Here is a 19,703-nt window from a genome sequence, read left to right as displayed (position 1 = left end):
AACCGGATCAAACCGGCATTCCGACAGCCCTCATCGACCGAGGTGATTCATCATGCGTTTCAAAACAGCCATCGCAGCCACCGTCCTCTGCTCGCTGCCCCTTGGCTCCGCCATGGCCGACACGTTCTGGCGCAACATCATCTCCTCCGGTGCCACCACTGCCTCGACCTACCTGACCTTCAAGGATCACAAGCTGATCGTCGCCGCCCAGGACGACGCCGGCAGCTTCGTCGCCAGCGAAGGCGCCATCCGCGGGCCGTTCCTGGAAGCCGCGATCCGCCAGGTGCGCGCGGACAACCCGGGCGTCCAGGCCAGCGACATGGAGCTGGCCAACGCGATCCTGGCCAAGAACGCCGTGGCCGAGTAATCATTCAAAACAATCGCTCCCTTCTGTAGGAGCGGCCTTGTGCCGCGAAAGGGCCGAAAGCGGCTCCGGCGATATCAGCTTGGTCCACGAATCGCCGGGGGTGCTTCGCACCCCTTTTCGCGGCACAAGGCCGCTCCTACAGGGGATGGTTCCCCTCTCAGCGATACGCCTCCACCGGCACGCACGCACAGAACAGATTCCTGTCCCCATACACGTTGTCGACCCGGTTCACCGCCGGCCAGTACTTGTGCTGGCGCGCGTGAGCGCTGGGGGCGATGCCCTGCTCGATGCTGTATGGCCGGTTCCACGGCGCCAGCACGTCGGCCAGGGTGTGCGGCGCATGCTTGAGCGGATTGTCCTCGGCCGGCCAGTTGCCCTCCTGCACCTCGGCGATTTCCGCCCTGATCGCCAGCATCGCCTCGACGAAACGGTCCAGTTCGGCCTTCGACTCGCTCTCGGTGGGCTCGACCATCAGCGTGCCCGGCACCGGGAACGACATGGTCGGCGCATGGAAGCCGTAGTCCATCAGGCGCTTGGCCACATCCTCCTCGGTGATGCCGGTCAGCGCCTTGAGCGGCCGCAGGTCAAAGATGCACTCATGGGCCACCCGTTGGTTGCGCCCACGGTAGAGCACCGGGAAGGCATCGCGCAGCTGGCTGGCCAGGTAGTTGGCGGACAGGATCGCCACCTCGCTGGCGTCGGCCAGTTGCGGCCCCATCATGGCGATGTACATCCAGCTGATCGGCAGGATGCTGGCACTGCCCCAGGGCGCCGCGCTCACCGCGCTGTTGGTCGGCTCCAAGCCCGGCACCGGCACCACCGGGTGGCTGGCGACGAACGGCTTGAGGTGGGCGCGGATGCCGATCGGGCCCATGCCCGGACCGCCACCGCCATGGGGAATGCAGAAGGTCTTGTGCAGGTTCATGTGCGAGACATCGGCACCGATGTCCGCCGGTCGCGCCAGCCCCACCTGGGCATTGAGGTTGGCGCCGTCCATGTACACCTGCCCACCGTACTGGTGCACCACTTCGCAGATCTCGCGGATCCCCTCCTCGTACACGCCATGGGTGGAGGGGTAGGTCACCATGAGGCATGACAGCCGCTCGCCGGCGGCGTGGGCCTTGGCCTTGAGATCATCGAGATCGACGTTGCCGTCTTCGTCGCACTCGACGATCACCACTTCCATGCCGGCCATCTGCGCCGATGCCGGGTTGGTGCCATGGGCCGAGGACGGGATCAGGCACAAGGTGCGCCCGGGCTGGTGACGGCTGCGGTGGTAACGGGTGATGGCCATGAGCCCGGCGTATTCGCCCTGGGCGCCGGAGTTGGGTTGCATGCAGATGGCGTCGAAGCCGGTGATGGCGCACAACCAGCTTTCCAGCTCGTCGATCATCGCCTTGTAGCCTTGCACCTGGGCGGCCGGGGCGAAGGGGTGCGGCTGGGCGAACTCCGGCCAGGTGATCGGGATCATCTCGCTGGTGGCGTTGAGCTTCATGGTGCACGAGCCCAGTGGGATCATCGACTGGTTCAAAGCCAGGTCCTTGTTCTCCAGCTGCTTGAGGTAGCGCAGCATCTCGGTTTCGCTGTGGTGCAGGTTGAACACCGGGTGCCCGAGGATCGGCGTACGGCGCACCAGCGCACCGGGGATGCCTTCGGGCAGCGCCTGCTGGTCGAGCGTGGCGATGTCCAGGCCGTGGTCGACGCCGAGGAAGATATCCAGCAGCTTGAGCACCGTGGCTTCGTTACAGGTTTCGTCCAGGCTCACCCCCAGGTGCCCGCGCCCGAGGATGCGCAGGTTGATGCGGGCGTTCACGGCGCTTTCGATGATCGCCGCCTGGGTGCCGCCGACGTCCAGGGTCAGGGTATCGAAGAAGTGCTGGTTGAGGCGCTTGATGCCCTTGGCTTCGAGGCCGGCGGCAAGGATGAAGGTCAGCCTGTGCACCCGCTGGGCGATGCGCTGCAGGCCCTCGGGGCCGTGGTAGACAGCGTAGAAGCCGGCGATGTTGGCCAGCAGCACCTGGGCCGTGCAGATATTGGAGTTGGCCTTCTCCCGGCGGATGTGTTGCTCGCGGGTCTGCAGGGCCATGCGCAGCGCGGTGTTGCCGCGGGCATCGCGGGACACGCCGATGATGCGCCCGGGCATGGCCCGCTTGTAGTCGTCGCGGCAGGCGAAATAGGCCGCGTGTGGCCCGCCGTAGCCCATGGGCACGCCAAAGCGCTGGGTCGAGCCGAGCACCACGTCGGCCCCCAGCTCGCCCGGCGGCGTCAGCACCACCAGGCTGAGAATGTCGGCGGCGACGCAGGCCAGGGCCTGCTGGGCGTGCAGTTGCTCGACCAGCGGACGCAGGTCGCGCACCTCGCCGTGGGTGTCCGGGTACTGCAGCAACGCCCCGAATACCTTGTGCTTGGCCAGGTTATCCACAGAATCGATGATCAGCTCGAAGCCGAAGCCCTCGGCGCGGGTCTTGAGCACCGACAGGGTCTGCGGGTGGCAGTGCTCGTCGGCGAAAAAGGCATTGCTCTTGCTGCGTGCCACACGTTTGGCCATGGCCATGGCCTCGGCGGCGGCGGTGGCCTCGTCGAGCAACGAGGCATTGGCCAGGGCCAGGCCGGTGAGGTCGATGACCATCTGCTGGTAGTTCAGCAGCGCCTCCAGCCGCCCTTGGGCGATTTCCGGCTGATAGGGCGTGTAGGCGGTGTACCAGCCGGGATTCTCCAGCACGTTGCGCAGGATGACCGTAGGGGTGATGGTCGCGTGGTAGCCCATGCCGATCAGGCTGGTCCACAGCTGGTTCTGCGCGGCATGGCTCGCCAGCCTGGCCAGCGCGGCCTGCTCATCGAGGGCTGGCGGCAGGTCCAGCGGGCGGTTGAAGCGGATGCCCGGCGGTACCGTCTGCTCGATCAGTTCGCTGCGGCTGGCGACGCCGAGAGCGTCGAGCATGGCCTGCTGCTCCTGGGCATCGGGCCCCAGGTGGCGACGCAGGAACGGATTGGGCTCTTGCAGTTGATGCAGGGATGGCGACTGGGACATGGCGACGATCTCTTCCTGGACCAGTTCTCATGGGAGACTTACAAGTCTAGGAAGGGATCGGCGATGTTGCGGGAAAACTTGCTTTTACAATACCGGCCTCATCGCGGGGCAAGCCCGCTCCCACGATGTGTACCATGCGTGGGAGCGGGCTTGCCCCGCGATGAGGCCGGTCCTGTCACTCGCCGATCAGGGCTGCGTAACCAGCGGCATCCAGCAGTTTGTCCAGCTCGGACTTGTCGCTCGGCTTGAGCTTGAAGATCCACGAATCGTACGGCGACTCGTTGAGCAGCTCCGGGCTGTCGGCCAGCGCATCGTTGACCGCGATCACCTCGCCACCCACCGGCGCGTAGATGTCCGAAGCTGCCTTGACCGACTCGACCACGCCAGCGGCGTCGCCAGCGGTGAACACCTTGCCGACTTCGGCCAGCTCGACGAACACCACGTCACCCAGGGCTTCCTGGGCGTGGTCGCTGATACCCACGGTCACTGTGCCATCGGCTTCCAGGCGGGCCCATTCATGGCTTTCGGCAAAACGCAGGTCGGCGGGGATTTGGCTCATTGTCTTGTATTCCTCGTTAGGGTCAGCGGTCGGCCCGCCATTTGAATAATCAGATCAGGATCTTGCCATGGCGCACGAAGGTCGGCTTGACCACCCGCACCGGGTACCACTTGCCGCGGATCTCCACCTCGGCGCGGTCGCCGGTGGCCATGGGCACGCGGGCCAGGGCAATGGATTTGCTCAGCGTAGGCGAGAAACTACCACTGGTTATCTCTCCTTCGCCAATCCCGGATACACGGACCACCTGGTGGGCACGCAGTACACCCCGCTCCTCGAGCACCAGGCCGACCAGTTTTTCCTTCACGCCCTGCTCGATTTCCGCCAGCAGGCCGGCACGGCCAATGAATTCGCGCCCCGCCGGCTCCCAGGCGACGCTCCAACCCAGGTTGGAGGTCAGCGGGGTGTGGGCTTCGTCGATGTCCTGGCCATACAGGTTCATGCCGGCTTCCAGGCGCAGCGTATCGCGCGCGCCCAGGCCGCTCGGGGCGATGCCGGCGCCGACCAGGTCGTTGAAGAACGCCGGGGCCTGTGCGCCGGGAAGGATGATCTCCAGGCCGTCCTCGCCGGTATAACCGGTGCGGGCGATGAACCAGTCACCGTCGGCGAGGCCTTCGAACGAGCGCAGTTCGCGGATCAGCGCGGCACGCGAGGCGCTGAGCAAGGCGGCGACCTTTTCCCGGGCATGGGGGCCCTGGATGGCGAGAATGGCCAGGTCAGGGCGCACCTTGAAACCGACCTTGAAACCTTCGCTACGCGCTTGCAGCCAGGCCAGTACCTTGTCGCGGGTGGCGGCATTGGCCACCAGACGGTAGCCGTCCTCGGTGCGGTAGGCGATCAGGTCGTCGATCACCCCGCCGTCGGCGTTGAGCAGGGGGCTGTAGAGGGCCTTGCCGGGGCTTTCCAGACGCGTCACGTCATTGGCCAGCAGGTGTTGCAGCCAGGGTGTGGCGGCGCAACCGTCGATATCGATGACGGTCATGTGGGAGACATCGAAGACCCCGCAGTCACTGCGCACCTGGTGGTGCTCCTCGACTTGCGAGCCGTAATGCAGGGGCATGTCCCATCCGCCGAAATCGACCGTCTTGGCGCCGAGCGCCAGGTGCAGGTCATACAGAGGCGTACGCTGTCCCATGGGTTTCTCCTTCCGGGCGTGGCGAGGCGGCGGCGGTCGGCGATGTTCAATCATCACCTGTTCTTGTAGGACCCGTCGCTGCGAATGCCGCGCATTGTAGCCGCAAGGAAGCTGCGTGGCACCCTCAGCGCGGGTGGCCCGGACGATGGGCCGAGCGACGGATCAGGCCGATCACCGGCAGCAGGCCGACCAGCACCAGGGTCAGGGCCGGCAGCGAGGCCCGTGCCCATTCGCCCTCGCTGGTCATCTCGAACACCCGCACGGCCAGGGTGTCCCAGCCGAACGGGCGCATCAGCAGGGTCGCCGGCATCTCTTTCAACACGTCGACGAACACCAGCAGGGCGGCGCTGAGCGCACCGGGCACCAGCAACGGCAGATACACCTTGAAAAACAATCCCGGCCCGGCGACCCCGAGGCTGCGCGACGCCTCCGGCAACGACGGACGGATCCGCTCCAGGCTGCTTTCCAACGGGCCATAGGCCACGGCGATGAAGCGCACCAGGTAGGCCAGCAGCAGGGCCGACAGGCTGCCCAGCAGCAACGGCTTGCCCGCCCCGCCCAACCATTGCGACAGCGGCACCACCAGTTGGTTGTCCAGGTAGCTGAACGCCAGCATGATCGATACAGCCAGCACCGAGCCCGGCAAGGCATAGCCGAGGTTGGCCAGGCCGACCCCGGCGCGGATGGCCGTGGTCGGCGCCTGGCGCCGGGCGAAGGCCATCAGCATGGCCACACTGACCGTGATCAGCGCCGCCATGGCGCCCAGGTACAAAGTGTGCAGGACCAACCCGACATACCGCTCATCCAGATCGTGTCGGCCGCGCTGCCAGAACCACGCCAGCAACTGCAGCATCGGAATGACGAAGGCGCAGGCGAACACCAGCAGGCACCAGCCGCTGGCGGCCAATGCCTTGATCCCCCGCAGGTGGTACAGCGCCTGGCCTCGCGGCCGCTCATTGCCGCTGCGGCTGGCACCACGGGCGCGGCGCTCGCCATACAGCACCAGCATCACCGCCAGCAGCAGCAGGCTGGCCAGCTGCGCCGCGCTGGACAGGCTGAAGAAGCCGTACCAGGTCTTGTAGATGGCCGTGGTGAAGGTGTCGAAGTTGAACACCGCCACCGCGCCGAAATCGGCCAGGGTCTCCATCAGCGCCAGGGCGATGCCGGCGCCGATGGCCGGGCGCGCCATGGGCAAGGCCACCCGCCAGAACGCCTGCAGCGGCGACAGCCCGAGTACCCGCGCCGCCTCCATCAGGCCCTTGCCCTGGGCCATGAACGCGGTGCGCGCCAGCAGGTAGACATAGGGATAGAACACCAGCACCAGCACCGTGATCACGCCGCCCGTGGAGCGCACCCGCGGCAGGCGCATGGGCCCGAACACCTCGCGCAGGGCCGTCTGCACCGGGCCTGCGAAGTCGAGCAGGCCGACGAAGACGAACGCCAGGACATAGGCCGGAATCGCGAACGGCAGCATCAGCGCCCAGTCCAGCCAGCGCCGACCGGGGAATTCGCAGAGGCTGGTGAGCCAGGCCAGGCTCACCCCCAGCACGGTCACGCCGAGGCCCACCCCCAGCACCAGGGTCAGGGTGTTGCCCAGCAGGCGGCCCATCTGGGTGTCGAGCAGGTGCGACCAGATCTGCATGTCGACCGATTGCCAGGACAGCAGCAGGACGCTCAGCGGGAGCAGGACCAGGGCGGCGGTCAGGGAGACCGGCAGGTACCAGCGGCGTTGGGGGGTGTGGGGCAATGCAGGAGTCTCGGTTGCAGGTGGCGACCGCTACGCGGTCGTTCGCGGCTAAAGCCGCTCCCACAGGAATCGCGCAAACCTGCCAGGCAGCGCAGAACCTGTGGGAGCGGCTTTAGCCGCGAAGGGGCCCTTGTAGGGCCCCGCAAGGATAAGCGTTGAAACTCAGTTCCAGCCAGCCCGGTCCATCAAGCGAATCGCTTCGGCCTGGCGCTTGCCGGCGACTTCCACCGGAATGCTGTCGGCCTTGAAGCTGCCCCAGGCCGCGACTTCCGTCGAAGGCATGACCTTCGGGTTGGCCGGGAACTCCTGGTTGATGTCGGCGAACAGCTTCTGCGCCTCCTCGCCGGTCATCCACTCCACCAGTTTCTTCGCCGCTTCCGGATGCGGCGCATGCTTGGTCAGGCCGATGCCCGACAGGTTGACGTGCACGCCACGGTCGCCCTGGTTGGGCCAGAACAGCTTCACCGGCAGGTCGGGCTTTTCCTTGTGCAGGCGCCCGTAGTAGTAGGTGTTGACGATGCCCACGTCGCACTGGCCGGCGGCGATGGCCTGGATCACCGCGGTGTCGTCGGAGAACACATCGGTGGACAGATTGTTGACCCAGCCCTTGATCAGCTTCTCGGTCTCGGCCTCGCCGTGGTTCTCGATCAGCGTGGCGGTCAGCGACTGGTTGTAGACCTTCTTCGCCGTACGCAAGCACAGGCGGCCTTCCCAATTTTTGTCGGCCAAGGCTTCGTAGGTGGTCAGCTCCGCCGGCTTGACCCGCTCGGTGGAGTAGGCGATGGTCCGCGCACGCAGGCTCAGGCCGGTCCAGTCATGGGACGAGGCGCGGTACTGCGCAGGGATATTCTGGTCGATGACCGCCGACTTGATCGGCTGCAGGATGCCCATCTGCTCGGCCTGCCAGAGGTTGCCGGCATCGACGGTGAGCAGCAGGTCGGCCACGCCGTTCTCGCCCTCGGCCTTGATGCGCTGCATCAGCGGGGCTTCCTTGTCGGTGATGAACTTGATCTTGACGCCGGTCTTGGCGGTATAGGCGTCGAACACCGGCTTGATCAGCTCATCGATGCGCGAGGAGTACACCACCACTTCATCCGCCGCCTGGGCGGTGCCGCCGAACAGAGTGAGGGCCAGGGCGGCCAGTAGGGGCTTGCGGGGCAACATCGGGGGTACTCCTCGCTGGATTGAGAAGTGTAAATGGTAGTGAATCCCATTTTCCTGCTCATCTGTCGAGGAGTTACCGGATGTTGCAAGGGGCTGATTGCGAGGGCTGCACAGCAGCACCGATCATTCGAAATTGCCCTGCAACTGGTGGATCTGCCGCCGCTGCTTCTTGTTCGGTCGCCCATCGCTGGTCATGCCCAGCGCGCCCGCCTTGCGCATCTCGGCCGCCTGTTCGCGACGTTTCACGCTCTCGGCAGTTTCCTCGTAGAGCGTCTGCGCCTCGGGCGCTCCGCGGCGCACCACCGACAATGCCCTGACCACCACGGTGCGCTCGTCGAAACCGGTGCGCAGCACGAACTCGTCGCCCACCCGCGGCTCCTTGCCCGGCTTGCAGCGCTCGCCCCGGCAGTGCACCTTGCCGCTTTCGATCGCCGCCTTGGCCAAGGCGCGGGTCTTGTAGAAGCGCGCCGCCCACAGCCATTTGTCCAGGCGTACCTTGTCGTCGTCTTCAGGCTTTTGTGCCATGGTCTTTCCTCGAATTCTGTCTTTCACGGAACTGTACTACCGTGACTGACGGATGCAAAAAGTCCGTGCCGTCATTACAGTTCACCTCCATATCCCCAGGGCACGCTTCGTGAAGACATTTGACCACCTGACTGTGATCGGCCTGCGCGAGTGGGTCGCCCTGCCCGAGCTGGGTGTCGCCGGCCTGCGCGCCAAGATCGACACCGGTGCCAGCACCTCCAGCCTGCACGCCACCGAGGTCGAACCGTTCGAGCGCGATGGCCAGCCATGGGTGCGTTTCACCGCGCACCTGGGCTCGGTGGTGCAGTTGCGCCACCGACGTTGCGAGGCGCCGCTGGTGACCATGAAGACCATCAAGAGCTCCAATGGCCAGGCCCAGATCCGCTATGTGATCCGCACGGCCCTGGCGCTCGGTGACCGGGTCTGGGAAGTCGAATTCACCCTGGCCTGCCGCAAGAGCATGCGCTATCGGCTGCTGCTCGGCTCGAAAGCGCTCATCCATGGCCAGCTGGTGGTCAACCCAGGTCTGAAGTACGTCCAGGACAAACCGGCCTTCCCGGCCACCCTTTCCCCTGTCACAGGTGCTGCATGAAGATCGCTGTGCTGTCGCGCAATCCGCGTCTGTATTCCACCCGCCGCCTGGTCGAGGCCGGTATCCAGCGGGGCCACGAAGTGGTGGTGATCGACACGCTCCGGGCCTATATGAACATCGCCAGCCACAAGCCGCAGATCCATTACCGCGGCAAGCCGCTGGAGGGGTTCGATGCAGTGATCCCGCGCATCGGCGCATCGGTCACTTTCTATGGCTGCGCGGTGCTGCGCCAGTTCGAGATGATGGGCGTCTACCCGCTCAACGAGTCGGTGGCCATCGCCCGCTCGCGGGACAAGCTGCGCTCGCTGCAACTGCTGTCTCGGCGCGGTATCGGCCTGCCGATCACCGGTTTCGCCCACTCGCCGGACGACATTCCCGACCTGATCCAGATGGTCAACGGCGCGCCACTGGTGATCAAGGTGCTCGAAGGTACCCAGGGCATCGGCGTGGTGCTGTGCGAAACCGCCAAGGCCGCCGAGTCGGTGATCGAGGCGTTCATGGGCCTGAAGCAGAACATCATGGTCCAGGAATACATCAAGGAGGCCGGGGGCGCCGATATCCGCTGCTTCGTGGTGGGCGACAAGGTGATTGCCTCGATGAAGCGCCAGGCCAAGCCGGGCGAGTTCCGCTCCAACCTGCACCGTGGCGGCGTGGCCAGCCTGATCAAGATCACCCCGGAAGAGCGCATGACCGCGATTCGCGCGGCGAAGGTCATGGGCCTGAGCGTGGCGGGGGTGGATATCCTGCGATCCAATCACGGGCCGCTGGTGATGGAGGTGAATTCATCGCCGGGGCTGGAGGGTATCGAGGTGACCACCGGCAAGGACGTGGCCGGGATGATCATCGAGCACCTGGAGAAGAACAGCGGGCCGAATCAGACACGGACCAAGGGCAAGGGTTGAGATTCCGGGGCTGCTGCGCAGCCCATCGCGGCACAAGGCCGCTCCTACAGGGACTCGCGCAGTCCTGTAAGAGCGGCCTGATGTCGCGAAAGGGCCGCAAAGCGGCCCCGGAAATCACACGGCATTACGCGGCAACAACAACCCCAGCGGCAACCTCACTCGCGCCTCGATCCCGCCACCGGAGCGATTGCGCAACTCCACATTGCCGCCATGCTGCGCGGCAATGCGCTTGACGATCGCCAGCCCCAACCCGGTGCCCTTGCCGCCCCGTGCCCGGTCGCCACGGATGAACGGGTTGAAGATGGTCTCCAGCTCCGACTCGTCGATGCCCGCGCCTCGGTCCAGCACGCTGAGCACCACATACGGCGCGCTCTGCTCGCCCGACACATAGGCCGCCACCTCCACGCCCTTGCCGGCGTGATGCAGGGCGTTGCCGATCAGGTTGCCCAGCATGCGCTTGAGCGACACCCGGCGCAGCGGGAACGGCGGGATCGGCTCCAGGCACAGCCGTACCTGCTCCTTGTGCTGGTTGTAGGGCGCCACCACTTCGTAGATCAGGTCGTTGAGGTCGACCTCCTCCACCGGTTCGTCGCGCCCGTCACGAATGAACGCCAGGAACTGGTCGAGGATCGCGTCCATGTCTTCGATGTCACGGACCATGTCCTCGCTGAGGTCGCTGTCGTTGTCCATCAGCGACAGCGACAGGCGCAGCCGGGTCAGCGGCGTGCGCAGGTCATGGGACACTCCGGCCAGCATCAGCTCGCGCTCACGCCCGGCCTGCTCGACATCCTCGGCCATCTGGTTGAACGCGCGGTACACCTCGGTCATCTCGCTGGGGGTGTCGCTGATCGGCAGGCGCACGCTGCGCCCCTGGCCCAGCTGGCGGGCAGCGAACACCAGGCGCTTGAGCGGCTGGTTGAGCTGACGCACGAAGATCCACGCCGATGCCGTGGACAACAGGCCGATGGCCAGGAACCAGCCCAGTACGTTCCAGATCTTCTGCCCACGCAGCGGGTGCGGATACAGCGGCACCTTGAGCCAGCCCGGGCCCAGGCTCGGGGCATTCACCCACAGCGCGGGCGGCGCGTGGATGCGCAGGCGCACCTCGGTGTCGTCGCCCAGCTCGGCCTGCATCTGGCGCTGGTAGATCTCGCTGTACGGCCAGTGCTGCTCGCCCTCCGGCACGCCGGCGCCGGTCACCCGGATCAGCCCGGCCGCCTCGGCGATCTGGTCACGGTTCTCTTCATCCGCGGCCCAGTAGGCGCGCAGCGTCAGGGCCACGCCGTGGCTGTACTGGCGGTCGACCAGCACGTCCTCGTTCATCAGCAGGTACACGAGCGTCAGTGCCTTGGAAAACAGCACGACGATCAGCACCAGCCAGAGGGTGCGGGCGAAGAAGCTTTGCGGGAACCAGAGAGGCGTTTTCATCGATCAACTACTGTACTGAAAGGGCCGGCCGTCACAGACGCAAACAGGGCGACCCGCGTGGGTCGCCCTGCTGCACCCTGACGAGCCGACAGGCTCATTTGCCGGCGTTTCCGTCCGGCACGAAGACGTAGCCCACACCCCATACAGTCTGGATGTAGCGTGGTTTGGACGGATCGGGCTCGATCATCCGGCGCAGGCGCGAGATCTGCACGTCGATGGAGCGCTCCAGGGCGTCCCACTCGCGGCCACGGGCCAGGTTCATCAGCTTGTCGCGGGTCAGCGGCTCGCGGGCGTGCATCACCAGGGCCTTGAGCACGGCGAACTCACCGGTGGTGAGCATGTGTGTCTCTTCGCCGCGCTTGAGTTCGCGGGTGGCCAGCGACAGTTCGTAGTCGCCAAAGGTGACGGTCTCTTCCTCGCTGCCCGGCGCGCCCGGCACGCTCGGGGACTGGCGGCGCAGCACGGCCTTGACCCGGGCCACCAGTTCGTCGGGGTTGAACGGCTTGGCCAGGTAGTCGTCGGCGCCCAGCTCCAGGCCCTTGATACGGCTGAGCTCGTCGCCCTTGGCGGTGAGCATGATGATCGGGATCTGGTTGTTCGACGCGCGCAGGCGCTTGCACGCGGACAGGCCGTCCTCGCCCGGCAGCATCAGGTCGAGGACCACCAGGTTGAACACTTCACGGGCCAGCAGGCGGTCCATCTGTTCGACGTTGGGCACGGTGCGGACACGGAAGCCCTTGCTGGTGAAGAAACGGTCCAGCAGGCTGCTCAGGCCCGGGTCGTCGTCGACGATGAGAATCTTGTCGCCTTCTGCGGCGTTTGCGGTGCTGGTCATGAATAACTCCTCTGATATCGCCGCGCATTATGGCGTAGCCATTGCAGCGCGTGCCGTGTGCATTGTTAGCAGATTTTTCCCCCGGCGCCACTTCCAGGCTTGTGGGAGCAACTGTCTTGCTCAATTTTTAGAATCTGGCGCGATCCCTGTGTGCGGGTTTACCCGCGAAGAAACCAGCACGGTGCCTGACAAGGACTTGACCCTGTTCGCGGGTAAACCCGCTCCCACATCGGTATAATGCGCCGCTTTAAATCCTTGCCAGGTGGTTTTCATGGACAGCATCAACAGCCGTATCGCCGAGGAACTGGGCGTGCGCCCACAACAGGTCGAAGCGGCCGTGGGCCTGTTGGACGAAGGATCGACCGTGCCCTTCATCGCCCGTTACCGCAAGGAAGTGACCGGCAGCCTGGATGACACCCAACTGCGCCACCTGGAAGAGCGCCTGCGCTACCTGCGCGAGCTCGACGATCGTCGCGCCAGCATCCTGGCCAGCATCGAGGAGCAGGGCAAGCTGACCCCGGAGCTGGCCCGCGAGATCAAGCTGGCCGACACCAAGACCCGCCTCGAAGACCTGTACCTGCCGTACAAGCAGAAGCGCCGCACCAAGGGCCAGATCGCCCTGGAAGCGGGCCTGGGCGAGTTGGCCGACGGCCTGTTCAACGATCCGCAGCTGAACCCGGAAAGCGAAGCGGCACGTTTCGTCGACGCCGAAAAAGGCGTGGCCGACGTCAAGGCTGCCCTGGAAGGCGCCAAGTACATCCTCATGGAGCGCTTCGCCGAGGACGCTGCCCTGCTCGACAAGCTGCGCAGCTTCCTCAAGCAGGAAGCGGTGCTGACCGCCCGCGTGGTTCCCGGTAAAGAAGAAGAAGGCGCCAAGTTCCGCGACTACTTCGCCCACGACGAGCTGCTGCGCACCGCGCCGTCGCACCGCGCCCTGGCGATCTTCCGCGGACGCAACGAAGGCGTGCTGAGCGCCTCGCTGAAAGTCGGCGAGGAGCTGCCGGGCACCCTGCACCCGTGCGAGCTGATGATCGGCCAGCAGGTCGGCATCGAGAACCGCAACCGCCCGGCCGACAAGTGGCTGGGCGAAGTGGTGCGCTGGACCTGGAAGGTCAAGCTGTACACCCACCTGGAAACCGACCTGTTCGGCGAGCTGCGCGACAACGCCGAAGGCGAGGCGATCAACGTCTTCGCCCACAACCTGCACGACCTGCTGCTGGCCGCCCCGGCCGGTCCGCGCGCAACGCTCGGCTTCGACCCGGGCCTGCGCACCGGCTGCAAGATCGCCGTGGTCGATGCTACCGGCAAGCTGCTGGACCACACCACGGTCTACCCGCACGCGCCGAAGAACGACTGGGACCGCACCATCTCCATCATGGCCGCGCTGTGCGCCAAGCACTCGGTCGAGCTGATCGCCATCGGCAACGGCACCGCCAGCCGCGAAAGCGACAAGCTGGTGGCCGAGCTGGTCAAGAAATACCCGGCCCTGAAGATCACCAAGATCATGGTCTCCGAGGCCGGCGCCTCGGTGTACTCGGCTTCCGAGCTGGCTGCTCGCGAGTTCCCGGACCTGGATGTGTCGATCCGTGGCGCCGTGTCCATCGCCCGTCGCCTGCAGGACCCGCTGGCCGAACTGGTGAAGATCGACCCGAAATCCATCGGCGTCGGCCAATACCAGCACGACGTGTCGCAGGTGAAGCTGGCCCGTGGCCTGGACGCCGTGGTCGAGGACTGCGTGAACGCCGTGGGCGTCGACGTCAACACCGCTTCCGTGGCGCTGCTGACGCGCATTTCCGGCCTCAACGCGACCCTGGCGCAGAACATCGTCAGCCACCGCGACGCCAACGGCCCGTTCGCCACCCGTGCCGCGCTGAAGAAAGTCAGCCGCCTGGGCGAGAAGACCTTCGAACAGGCCGCCGGCTTCCTGCGCGTGATGAACGGCGACAACCCGCTGGACGCCTCGGCGGTGCACCCGGAAGCCTACCCGCTGGTACAGCGCATCGCCGCCGACACCGACCGCGACATTCGCTCGCTGATCGGCGACAGCGGTTTCCTCAAGCGCCTGGACCCGAAGAAGTTCACCGACGAAAGCTTCGGCCTGCCGACCGTCACCGACATCCTCCAGGAGCTGGACAAGCCGGGCCGCGACCCGCGCCCGGAGTTCAAGACCGCCACCTTCCAGGACGGCGTCGAGGACCTCAAGGACCTGGAGCCGGGGATGATCCTCGAAGGTGTGGTGACCAACGTCACCAACTTCGGTGCCTTCGTCGACATCGGCGTGCACCAGGACGGCCTGGTGCACATCTCGGCGCTGTCCGAGAAGTTCGTCAAGGACCCGCGTGAAGCGGTCAAGGCCGGCGACGTGGTCAAGGTCAAGGTCATGGAAGTGGACATCCCGCGCAAGCGCGTCGGCCTGTCCATGCGCATGAGCGACACCCCCGGCGAGAAAGTCGAGGGCAACCGCGGCGGCAACCGTGGCAACGGCGGCAACCGCCAGCAGCAGGCGCCGCGCCAGCGCGAGACCAGCGCCGCCACCGCACCGGCCAACAACGCCATGGCGGCACTGTTCGCCAACGCCAAGCAGCTGAAGAAGAAGTGATGGACGTACCGAAAGCGTACGTCGAGAGCGCCTTCAGCCAATTGCTGGGTTGCCGCCTGCAACGCCTGGACACGGGTGTTGCAGAGGTGGCCCTGGCGCTCGAGCCGCACCTGCGCAACCGCGGCCAGAAGCTGCACGGCGGAGCGATCTTCAGCCTGGTGGACATCGCCATGGGCCTGGCCTGCTCGGCCAGCCATGGCTTCGACCAGCAGAGCGTGACCATCGAGTGCAAGATCAACTACATGCGCGCCGTCAGCGAGGGCGAGGTGCTGTGCACCGCCCGGGTGCTGCACGCCGGGCGGCGCACGCTGGTGGTCGACGCCGACGTGCTTCAGGACGACAAGCTGGTGGCCAAGGCGCAGGGAACCTTCGCGGTTCTCTAGCTGACAGGCCCCCATCTGCGGTATTTTCGGCGTATTGCTGTACACCTGATCGCGGGGCAAGCCCGCTCCCACGAATGCTCACAGGCTTAGTGGGAGCGGGCTTGTCCCGCGATCAGACGCATACAGGCCAGCGACGGAACCGCGTAAACCAGGCGACAACGCCAGTTCCTTTCCCAACTACCCTTGTAGACCGTCATCCCTACCCCCATATTGGGGCGACTGACGCGTGAAGGAATCCATCTTGAGCGACCTCCTCAACCGCCGCCTGAGCCTGCTCGGCGACAATATCGACCTGCTCAAGCAGTGCCTGCACGGCATTGAGCGCGAATGCCTGCGGGTGACCAACGACGGTCGCCTGGCCCAGACCCCGCACCCCGAAGCCCTGGGTTCGGCGCTGACCAACGAGCAGATCACCACCGACTATTCCGAGTCGCTGCTGGAGTTCATCACCCCGGCCCTGGCCGACCCGGCCAAGGTGCTCGAGAGCCTCGACCAGATCCACCGTTTCGTCTACACCAAGCTGGGCGACGAATACCTGTGGAGCCCGTCGATGCCCTGCGCGCTGCCGGCCGAGGAAGACATCCCGATCGCCGAATATGGCAGCTCGAACATCGGCAAGCTCAAGCACGTCTATCGCAAGGGCCTGGCCCTGCGTTACGGCCGTACCATGCAGTGCATCGCCGGCATCCACTACAACTTCTCCCTGCCCGAAGCGCTGTGGCCGTTGCTGCGCGATGCCGAAGGCGGCGAGCAGGACGACCGCGACTACCAGTCCTCGGCCTATATCGCGCTGATCCGCAACTTCCGCCGCTACAGCTGGCTGCTGATGTACCTGTTCGGCGCGTCCCCGGCCCTGGACAAAGGCTTCCTGCGCGGTCGTGCGCACCAGCTCGAAGAGCTGGATGCCGAGACGCTCTACCTGCCCTACGCCACCAGCCTGCGCATGAGCGACCTGGGTTACCAGAGCAACGCCCAGGCAGGCCTGACGCCCTGCTACAACAACCTCGCCAGCTACACCGACAGCCTGCGCAAGGCGGTGGGCACGCCCTACCCGCCCTATGTCGAGGTCGGCACGCACAAGGATGGCGAGTGGGTGCAGTTGAACACCAACATCCTGCAGATCGAGAACGAGTACTACTCGAACATCCGCCCCAAGCGCGTCACCTACACCGGCGAGCGGCCAATCCAGGCCCTGACCTCCCGTGGCGTGCAGTACGTGGAAGTACGCTGCCTGGACATCAACCCGTTCCTGCCGGTGGGTATCGACCTGACCGAAGCGCGCTTCCTCGACGCCTTCCTGCTGTTCTGCGCGCTGGAAGAGAGCCCGCAACTGGACAACGGCGAGTGCGGCCAGTGCACCGACAACTTCCTCACCGTGGTCAAGGAAGGCCGCCGTCCTGGCCTGGAACTGCACCGTGACGGCCAGCCGATCGAGCTGAAAGTGTGGGCCAGCGAATTGATCGGCCGCATCGGGCAGTTGGCCGAGTTGCTCGACCATGCCCAAGGTGGCGACGAACATGCCAAGGCGCTGGAAGCGCAACAGGCCAAGGTCGATGACGCCTCGCTGACGCCATCCGCCCAGGTGCTGGCACGCATGGCCGAACACAACGAAAGCTTCATCAAGTTCTCCCTGCGCCAAAGCCGGAACCACGCCGAGACCTTCCGCGAGCAGCCGCTGCCCACCGAGCGCCAGCAGGCCTTCGAGACCCTCGCCCGCGAATCCCTGGCCGAGCAGTCGCGCCTGGAGCAGCAGGAGGTGGGTGACTTCGACCTGTTCGTCGGTGCCTACCAGGCCAGCATCCTGGCGATCAGCAACTGATGACCCGCCCCGCCACCCCGCGCAAGCCACGCGCCAGCAGCCAGGCCAGGATCGAAGCGATCCTCGCTGCGGCCCGCGAGCTGCTGGCCGGACAAGGGGTGGCGGCGCTGTCGATCTACAGTGTGGCCGAACGGGCGCAGATTCCGCCGTCGTCGGTGTATCACTTCTTCGCCAGCGTGCCGGCCTTGCTCGAGGCACTGACCGCCGACGTGCATCGGGCTTTTCGCGAGGCCCTGAACGCGCCCATCGACAGCACTGCATTCAGTACCTGGCCGCAACTGTCGCGTCTGATCGAGCAGCGCATGCTCGACATCTACACCGAAGATGCCGCGGCGCGGCAACTGATCCTGGCCCAGCATGGGCTGAGCGAAGTGGTACAGGCCGACCGTCAGCACGACCTGGAGCTGGGCGAGCTGATGCACCGGCTGTTCGATCGGCATTTCCAGCTGCCTACGATGCCTCGGGATGTGGATGTGTTCGCGTTGGCGATGGAGCTGAGCGACCGGGTGTATGCCCGCTCGATGCAGTTGCATGAAGCGATCACGCCGCGCATGGCGGAAGAGGGGATGCGGGTGTTCGAGGCGTATCTGGGGCTGTATCTGCCGCCGTTTCTGGCCAAGCGGTCGGCTTGAGATCCTTGGGGCCGCTTTGCGGCCCTTTTCGCGGCACGAGGCCGCTCCTACAGGGGTTATGCGATCCCCTGTAGGAGCGGCCTCGTGCCGCGAAAAGGGCGCACAGCGCCCTCTATCCAGACCATCACAACTTGGCGATGGACACCTCGGTCGATTTCACGAAGGCGATCACCTCACTGCCCACCTGCAATTCCAGCTCCTTCACGGAACGGGTGGTGATCACCGAAGTGACGATACCGGAGGCGGTCTGCACGTCGATTTCCGACAGTACCGGGCCTTCGAGGATTTCCTTCACGGTGCCTTTGAACTGGTTGCGAACGTTGATGGCTTTGATGGTCATGGCGTCATTCCTTTTGCGGCTTCGAGGATTCAGTGAGCCCAACGCAACTGCGTGGGCAAGGGGGCTACAGGCTCCGGCTCGGGCGGGGTGCCCGGGACGGACAGAACACGGTTGAGCACTTCGCTTTCCAGCGCCGCCAGGCGGTGCGAACCCCGCACCCGTGGCCGTGGCAGGTCGACGACCAGGTCCAGGCCGACGGCGCCGTCTTCGATCAGGATCACCCGGTCGGCCACGGCGACGGCTTCGCTGACGTCGTGGGTGACCAGCAGCACGGTGAAACCGTGCTGGCGCCACAGGCGCTCGATCAATTGCTGCATTTCGATACGGGTCAGGGCATCCAGCGCGCCCAATGGCTCGTCCAGCAGCAGCAGGCGCGGCTGGTGGATCAGCGCCCGGGCCAGGGCCACCCGCTGCTTCTGGCCGCCGGACAACGCCGCCGGCCAGTCGTTGGCGCGATCGACCAGGCCGACCGCCGCCAATGCCTCCAGGGCGCGGGGCCGCCAGTTTCCGGACAAGCCCAGGCCGACGTTGTCGATCACTTTCTTCCAGGGCAGCAGGCGCGCGTCCTGGAACATCAGGCGGGTATCCTCGCGGGCCTCGGCCAGCGGCGCGGCCCCCGCCAACAGTTGGCCGGCGCTGGGTTGGTCGAGCCCGGCCAGCAGCCGCAACAAGGTGCTCTTGCCGCAGCCACTGCGGCCGACGATGGCGACGAACTGGCCGGCCGGAATGTGCAGGTCGATGCCGCGCAGCACTTCACGCTGGCCGAAGGTGCGACGCAGGTCCCGGGCCGCCAGGGGGATGCCACGCAGCAGGCGTGGCGGCTGTTCCTTGAGCACGGTCATCATGCGCCCTCCTTCTTCGCCACCTGGTACGCCGGGTGCCAGCGCAGCCACACCCGCTCCAGGCCACGGGCGGCCAGGTCGGCCAGCTTGCCGAGCACCGCGTACAGGACGATGGCCAGCACCACCACATCGGTCTGCAGGAACTCGCGGGCGTTCATCGCCAGGTAGCCGATGCCGGCGTTGGCCGAAATGGTCTCGGCGACGATCAGCGTCAGCCACATGAAGCCCAGGGCAAAGCGCACGCCGACCAGGATCGAGGGCAGCGCCCCCGGCAGGATCACCTGGCGGAACAACGCAAAGCCCGACAGCCCATAGCTGCGCGCCATCTCCACCAGCGCCGGATCGACGTTGCGGATCCCGTGGTAGGTGTTCAGGTAGATGGGGAACAGCGTCCCCAGCGCCACCAGGAATATCTTTGCCGACTCGTCGATGCCGAACCACAGGATCACCAGCGGGATCAGCGCCAGGTGCGGCACGTTGCGGATCATCTGCACCGAGCTGTCGAGCAGGCGCTCGCCCCAGTTCGACAGGCCGGTGACGAAGCCCAGCAACAGGCCGAGGCTGCCGCCGATCACGAAGCCCAGGCCGGCACGCCAGCCGCTGATGGCCAGGTGGGTCCAGAGCTGGCCGCTGCGCACCAGCTCGACACCGGCACTGACCACCGCGCTCGGCGCTGGCAGGATGCGGGTCGACAGCCAGCCCGCGCTGACCGCCAGCTGCCATACCGCCAGCAGCAGGATCGGCAGGGCCCAGGGCGCCAGGCGCTTCGACCAGGTGGTGGGGGATGCTCGACTCATGGCCCCGGT

The 19,703-nt window shown here is 65.9% G+C and carries 18 protein-coding genes; 7 read left to right on the top strand and 11 right to left on the bottom strand.

Annotated features, from left to right (window positions below; all coding sequences use genetic code 11):
• Positions 1-52: 52 nt before the first annotated feature.
• The gene (locus POF53_RS00175; protein ID WP_028688550.1) at positions 53-367 is read left to right on the top strand and encodes a DUF2388 domain-containing protein; all 315 of its coding nucleotides are present in this window, start codon (positions 53-55) and stop codon (positions 365-367) included.
• 157 nt (positions 368-524) lie between these two features.
• Here the strand turns inward: POF53_RS00175 and gcvP are convergent, their stop codons facing one another.
• The 6 genes from gcvP to POF53_RS00145 form a co-directional block, all read right to left on the bottom strand.
• Positions 525-3,398, bottom strand: coding sequence for an aminomethyl-transferring glycine dehydrogenase (gene gcvP, locus POF53_RS00170; RefSeq protein WP_498965791.1), 2,874 nt, complete (start codon positions 3,396-3,398; stop codon positions 525-527).
• Between the two features lie 175 nt (positions 3,399-3,573).
• Positions 3,574-3,957, bottom strand: a complete 384-nt coding sequence (gcvH, locus tag POF53_RS00165) for a glycine cleavage system protein GcvH (protein WP_232854984.1) — start codon at positions 3,955-3,957, stop codon at positions 3,574-3,576.
• A 49-nt stretch (positions 3,958-4,006) separates the two neighbouring features.
• Positions 4,007-5,089 (bottom strand): glycine cleavage system aminomethyltransferase GcvT, encoded by a 1,083-nt coding sequence (gene gcvT / locus POF53_RS00160; protein ID WP_232854983.1) that lies wholly within the window; start codon positions 5,087-5,089, stop codon positions 4,007-4,009.
• A 124-nt stretch (positions 5,090-5,213) separates the two neighbouring features.
• Complete coding sequence (locus POF53_RS00155; protein ID WP_232854982.1) at positions 5,214-6,836, bottom strand: ABC transporter permease; 1,623 nt, start codon at positions 6,834-6,836, stop codon at positions 5,214-5,216.
• A 162-nt stretch (positions 6,837-6,998) separates the two neighbouring features.
• The gene (locus tag POF53_RS00150; RefSeq protein ID WP_232854981.1) at positions 6,999-8,000 is read right to left on the bottom strand and encodes an extracellular solute-binding protein; all 1,002 of its coding nucleotides are present in this window, start codon (positions 7,998-8,000) and stop codon (positions 6,999-7,001) included.
• A gap of 123 nt (positions 8,001-8,123) precedes the next feature.
• The gene (locus POF53_RS00145; protein ID WP_203649562.1) at positions 8,124-8,525 is read right to left on the bottom strand and encodes an RNA-binding S4 domain-containing protein; all 402 of its coding nucleotides are present in this window, start codon (positions 8,523-8,525) and stop codon (positions 8,124-8,126) included.
• 109 nt (positions 8,526-8,634) lie between these two features.
• On the opposite strand from POF53_RS00145, the gene rimB reads away from it, so the two are divergent.
• Both rimB and rimK read left to right on the top strand, forming a co-directional pair.
• Entirely contained in the window at positions 8,635-9,117 is a 483-nt protein-coding gene (rimB, locus tag POF53_RS00140; RefSeq protein ID WP_028689207.1) for a retropepsin-like aspartic endopeptidase RimB, read from the top strand.
• Entirely contained in the window at positions 9,114-10,019 is a 906-nt protein-coding gene (gene rimK / locus POF53_RS00135) for a 30S ribosomal protein S6--L-glutamate ligase (protein ID WP_203649560.1), read from the top strand. Before rimB ends, rimK begins: the two co-directional genes overlap by 4 nt.
• A gap of 114 nt (positions 10,020-10,133) precedes the next feature.
• Here rimK and POF53_RS00130 read toward each other — a convergent pair whose 3' ends face one another.
• The gene (locus tag POF53_RS00130) at positions 10,134-11,447 is read right to left on the bottom strand and encodes an ATP-binding protein (protein ID WP_232854980.1); all 1,314 of its coding nucleotides are present in this window, start codon (positions 11,445-11,447) and stop codon (positions 10,134-10,136) included.
• A gap of 94 nt (positions 11,448-11,541) precedes the next feature.
• Positions 11,542-12,282, bottom strand: a complete 741-nt coding sequence (ompR, locus tag POF53_RS00125; protein WP_028689209.1) for an osmolarity response regulator transcription factor OmpR — start codon at positions 12,280-12,282, stop codon at positions 11,542-11,544.
• Positions 12,283-12,553: 271 nt separating this feature from the next.
• Here ompR and POF53_RS00120 point away from each other — a divergent pair, with 271 nt between their 5' ends.
• From POF53_RS00120 to POF53_RS00105, 4 genes are all read left to right on the top strand, one after another.
• On the top strand, positions 12,554-14,881 hold the full coding sequence (locus POF53_RS00120) for a Tex family protein (RefSeq protein WP_232854979.1): 2,328 nt from the start codon (positions 12,554-12,556) through the stop codon (positions 14,879-14,881).
• Positions 14,881-15,264, top strand: a complete 384-nt coding sequence (locus tag POF53_RS00115; RefSeq protein ID WP_110735521.1) for a PaaI family thioesterase — start codon at positions 14,881-14,883, stop codon at positions 15,262-15,264. Before POF53_RS00120 ends, POF53_RS00115 begins: the two co-directional genes overlap by 1 nt.
• A gap of 241 nt (positions 15,265-15,505) precedes the next feature.
• The gene (gene gshA / locus POF53_RS00110; RefSeq protein ID WP_203649555.1) at positions 15,506-17,083 is read left to right on the top strand and encodes a glutamate--cysteine ligase; all 1,578 of its coding nucleotides are present in this window, start codon (positions 15,506-15,508) and stop codon (positions 17,081-17,083) included.
• A complete protein-coding gene (locus tag POF53_RS00105; RefSeq protein ID WP_232854977.1) occupies positions 17,083-17,715 on the top strand; it encodes a TetR/AcrR family transcriptional regulator in 633 nt (210 codons plus the stop codon). The genes gshA and POF53_RS00105 overlap by 1 nt, the downstream gene beginning before the upstream one ends.
• Before the next feature lie 124 nt (positions 17,716-17,839).
• Here POF53_RS00105 and POF53_RS00100 read toward each other — a convergent pair whose 3' ends face one another.
• Genes POF53_RS00100 through ssuC form a run of 3 tightly spaced genes read right to left on the bottom strand, consistent with a single transcriptional unit; the run spans position 17,840 to position 19,694 of the window.
• Positions 17,840-18,055, bottom strand: a complete 216-nt coding sequence (locus POF53_RS00100; protein WP_008095172.1) for a TOBE domain-containing protein — start codon at positions 18,053-18,055, stop codon at positions 17,840-17,842.
• A gap of 29 nt (positions 18,056-18,084) precedes the next feature.
• Positions 18,085-18,900 (bottom strand): aliphatic sulfonates ABC transporter ATP-binding protein, encoded by an 816-nt coding sequence (gene ssuB / locus POF53_RS00095; RefSeq protein ID WP_498965784.1) that lies wholly within the window; start codon positions 18,898-18,900, stop codon positions 18,085-18,087.
• The gene (gene ssuC, locus POF53_RS00090; protein ID WP_232854976.1) at positions 18,897-19,694 is read right to left on the bottom strand and encodes an aliphatic sulfonate ABC transporter permease SsuC; all 798 of its coding nucleotides are present in this window, start codon (positions 19,692-19,694) and stop codon (positions 18,897-18,899) included. The genes ssuB and ssuC overlap by 4 nt, the downstream gene beginning before the upstream one ends.
• Between the last annotated feature and the right edge of the window lie 9 nt (positions 19,695-19,703).

This window comes from Mitsuaria sp. RG (assembly GCF_028369275.1).
GTDB classification, from domain to species: Bacteria; Pseudomonadota; Gammaproteobacteria; order Pseudomonadales; family Pseudomonadaceae; genus Aquipseudomonas; species Aquipseudomonas peradeniyensis.
This window is presented reverse-complemented; position numbering and strand designations above follow the sequence as displayed.

Bases quoted from the DNA above. Each gene is read 5' to 3' on its own strand.
- POF53_RS00175 (WP_028688550.1), top strand. From the start codon at position 53: ATGCGTTTCAAAACAGCCATCGCAGCCACCGTCCTCTGCTCGCTGCCC.
- gcvP (WP_498965791.1), bottom strand. From the start codon at position 3,398: ATGTCCCAGTCGCCATCCCTGCATCAACTGCAAGAGCCCAATCCGTTC.
- gcvH (WP_232854984.1), bottom strand. From the start codon at position 3,957: ATGAGCCAAATCCCCGCCGACCTGCGTTTTGCCGAAAGCCATGAATGG.
- gcvT (WP_232854983.1), bottom strand. From the start codon at position 5,089: ATGGGACAGCGTACGCCTCTGTATGACCTGCACCTGGCGCTCGGCGCC.
- POF53_RS00150 (WP_232854981.1), bottom strand. From the start codon at position 8,000: ATGTTGCCCCGCAAGCCCCTACTGGCCGCCCTGGCCCTCACTCTGTTC.
- POF53_RS00145 (WP_203649562.1), bottom strand. From the start codon at position 8,525: ATGGCACAAAAGCCTGAAGACGACGACAAGGTACGCCTGGACAAATGG.
- rimK (WP_203649560.1), top strand. From the start codon at position 9,114: ATGAAGATCGCTGTGCTGTCGCGCAATCCGCGTCTGTATTCCACCCGC.
- POF53_RS00130 (WP_232854980.1), bottom strand. From the start codon at position 11,447: ATGAAAACGCCTCTCTGGTTCCCGCAAAGCTTCTTCGCCCGCACCCTC.
- ompR (WP_028689209.1), bottom strand. From the start codon at position 12,282: ATGACCAGCACCGCAAACGCCGCAGAAGGCGACAAGATTCTCATCGTC.
- POF53_RS00120 (WP_232854979.1), top strand. From the start codon at position 12,554: ATGGACAGCATCAACAGCCGTATCGCCGAGGAACTGGGCGTGCGCCCA.
- POF53_RS00115 (WP_110735521.1), top strand. From the start codon at position 14,881: ATGGACGTACCGAAAGCGTACGTCGAGAGCGCCTTCAGCCAATTGCTG.
- POF53_RS00105 (WP_232854977.1), top strand. From the start codon at position 17,083: ATGACCCGCCCCGCCACCCCGCGCAAGCCACGCGCCAGCAGCCAGGCC.
- POF53_RS00100 (WP_008095172.1), bottom strand. From the start codon at position 18,055: ATGACCATCAAAGCCATCAACGTTCGCAACCAGTTCAAAGGCACCGTG.
- ssuB (WP_498965784.1), bottom strand. From the start codon at position 18,900: ATGATGACCGTGCTCAAGGAACAGCCGCCACGCCTGCTGCGTGGCATC.
- ssuC (WP_232854976.1), bottom strand. From the start codon at position 19,694: ATGAGTCGAGCATCCCCCACCACCTGGTCGAAGCGCCTGGCGCCCTGG.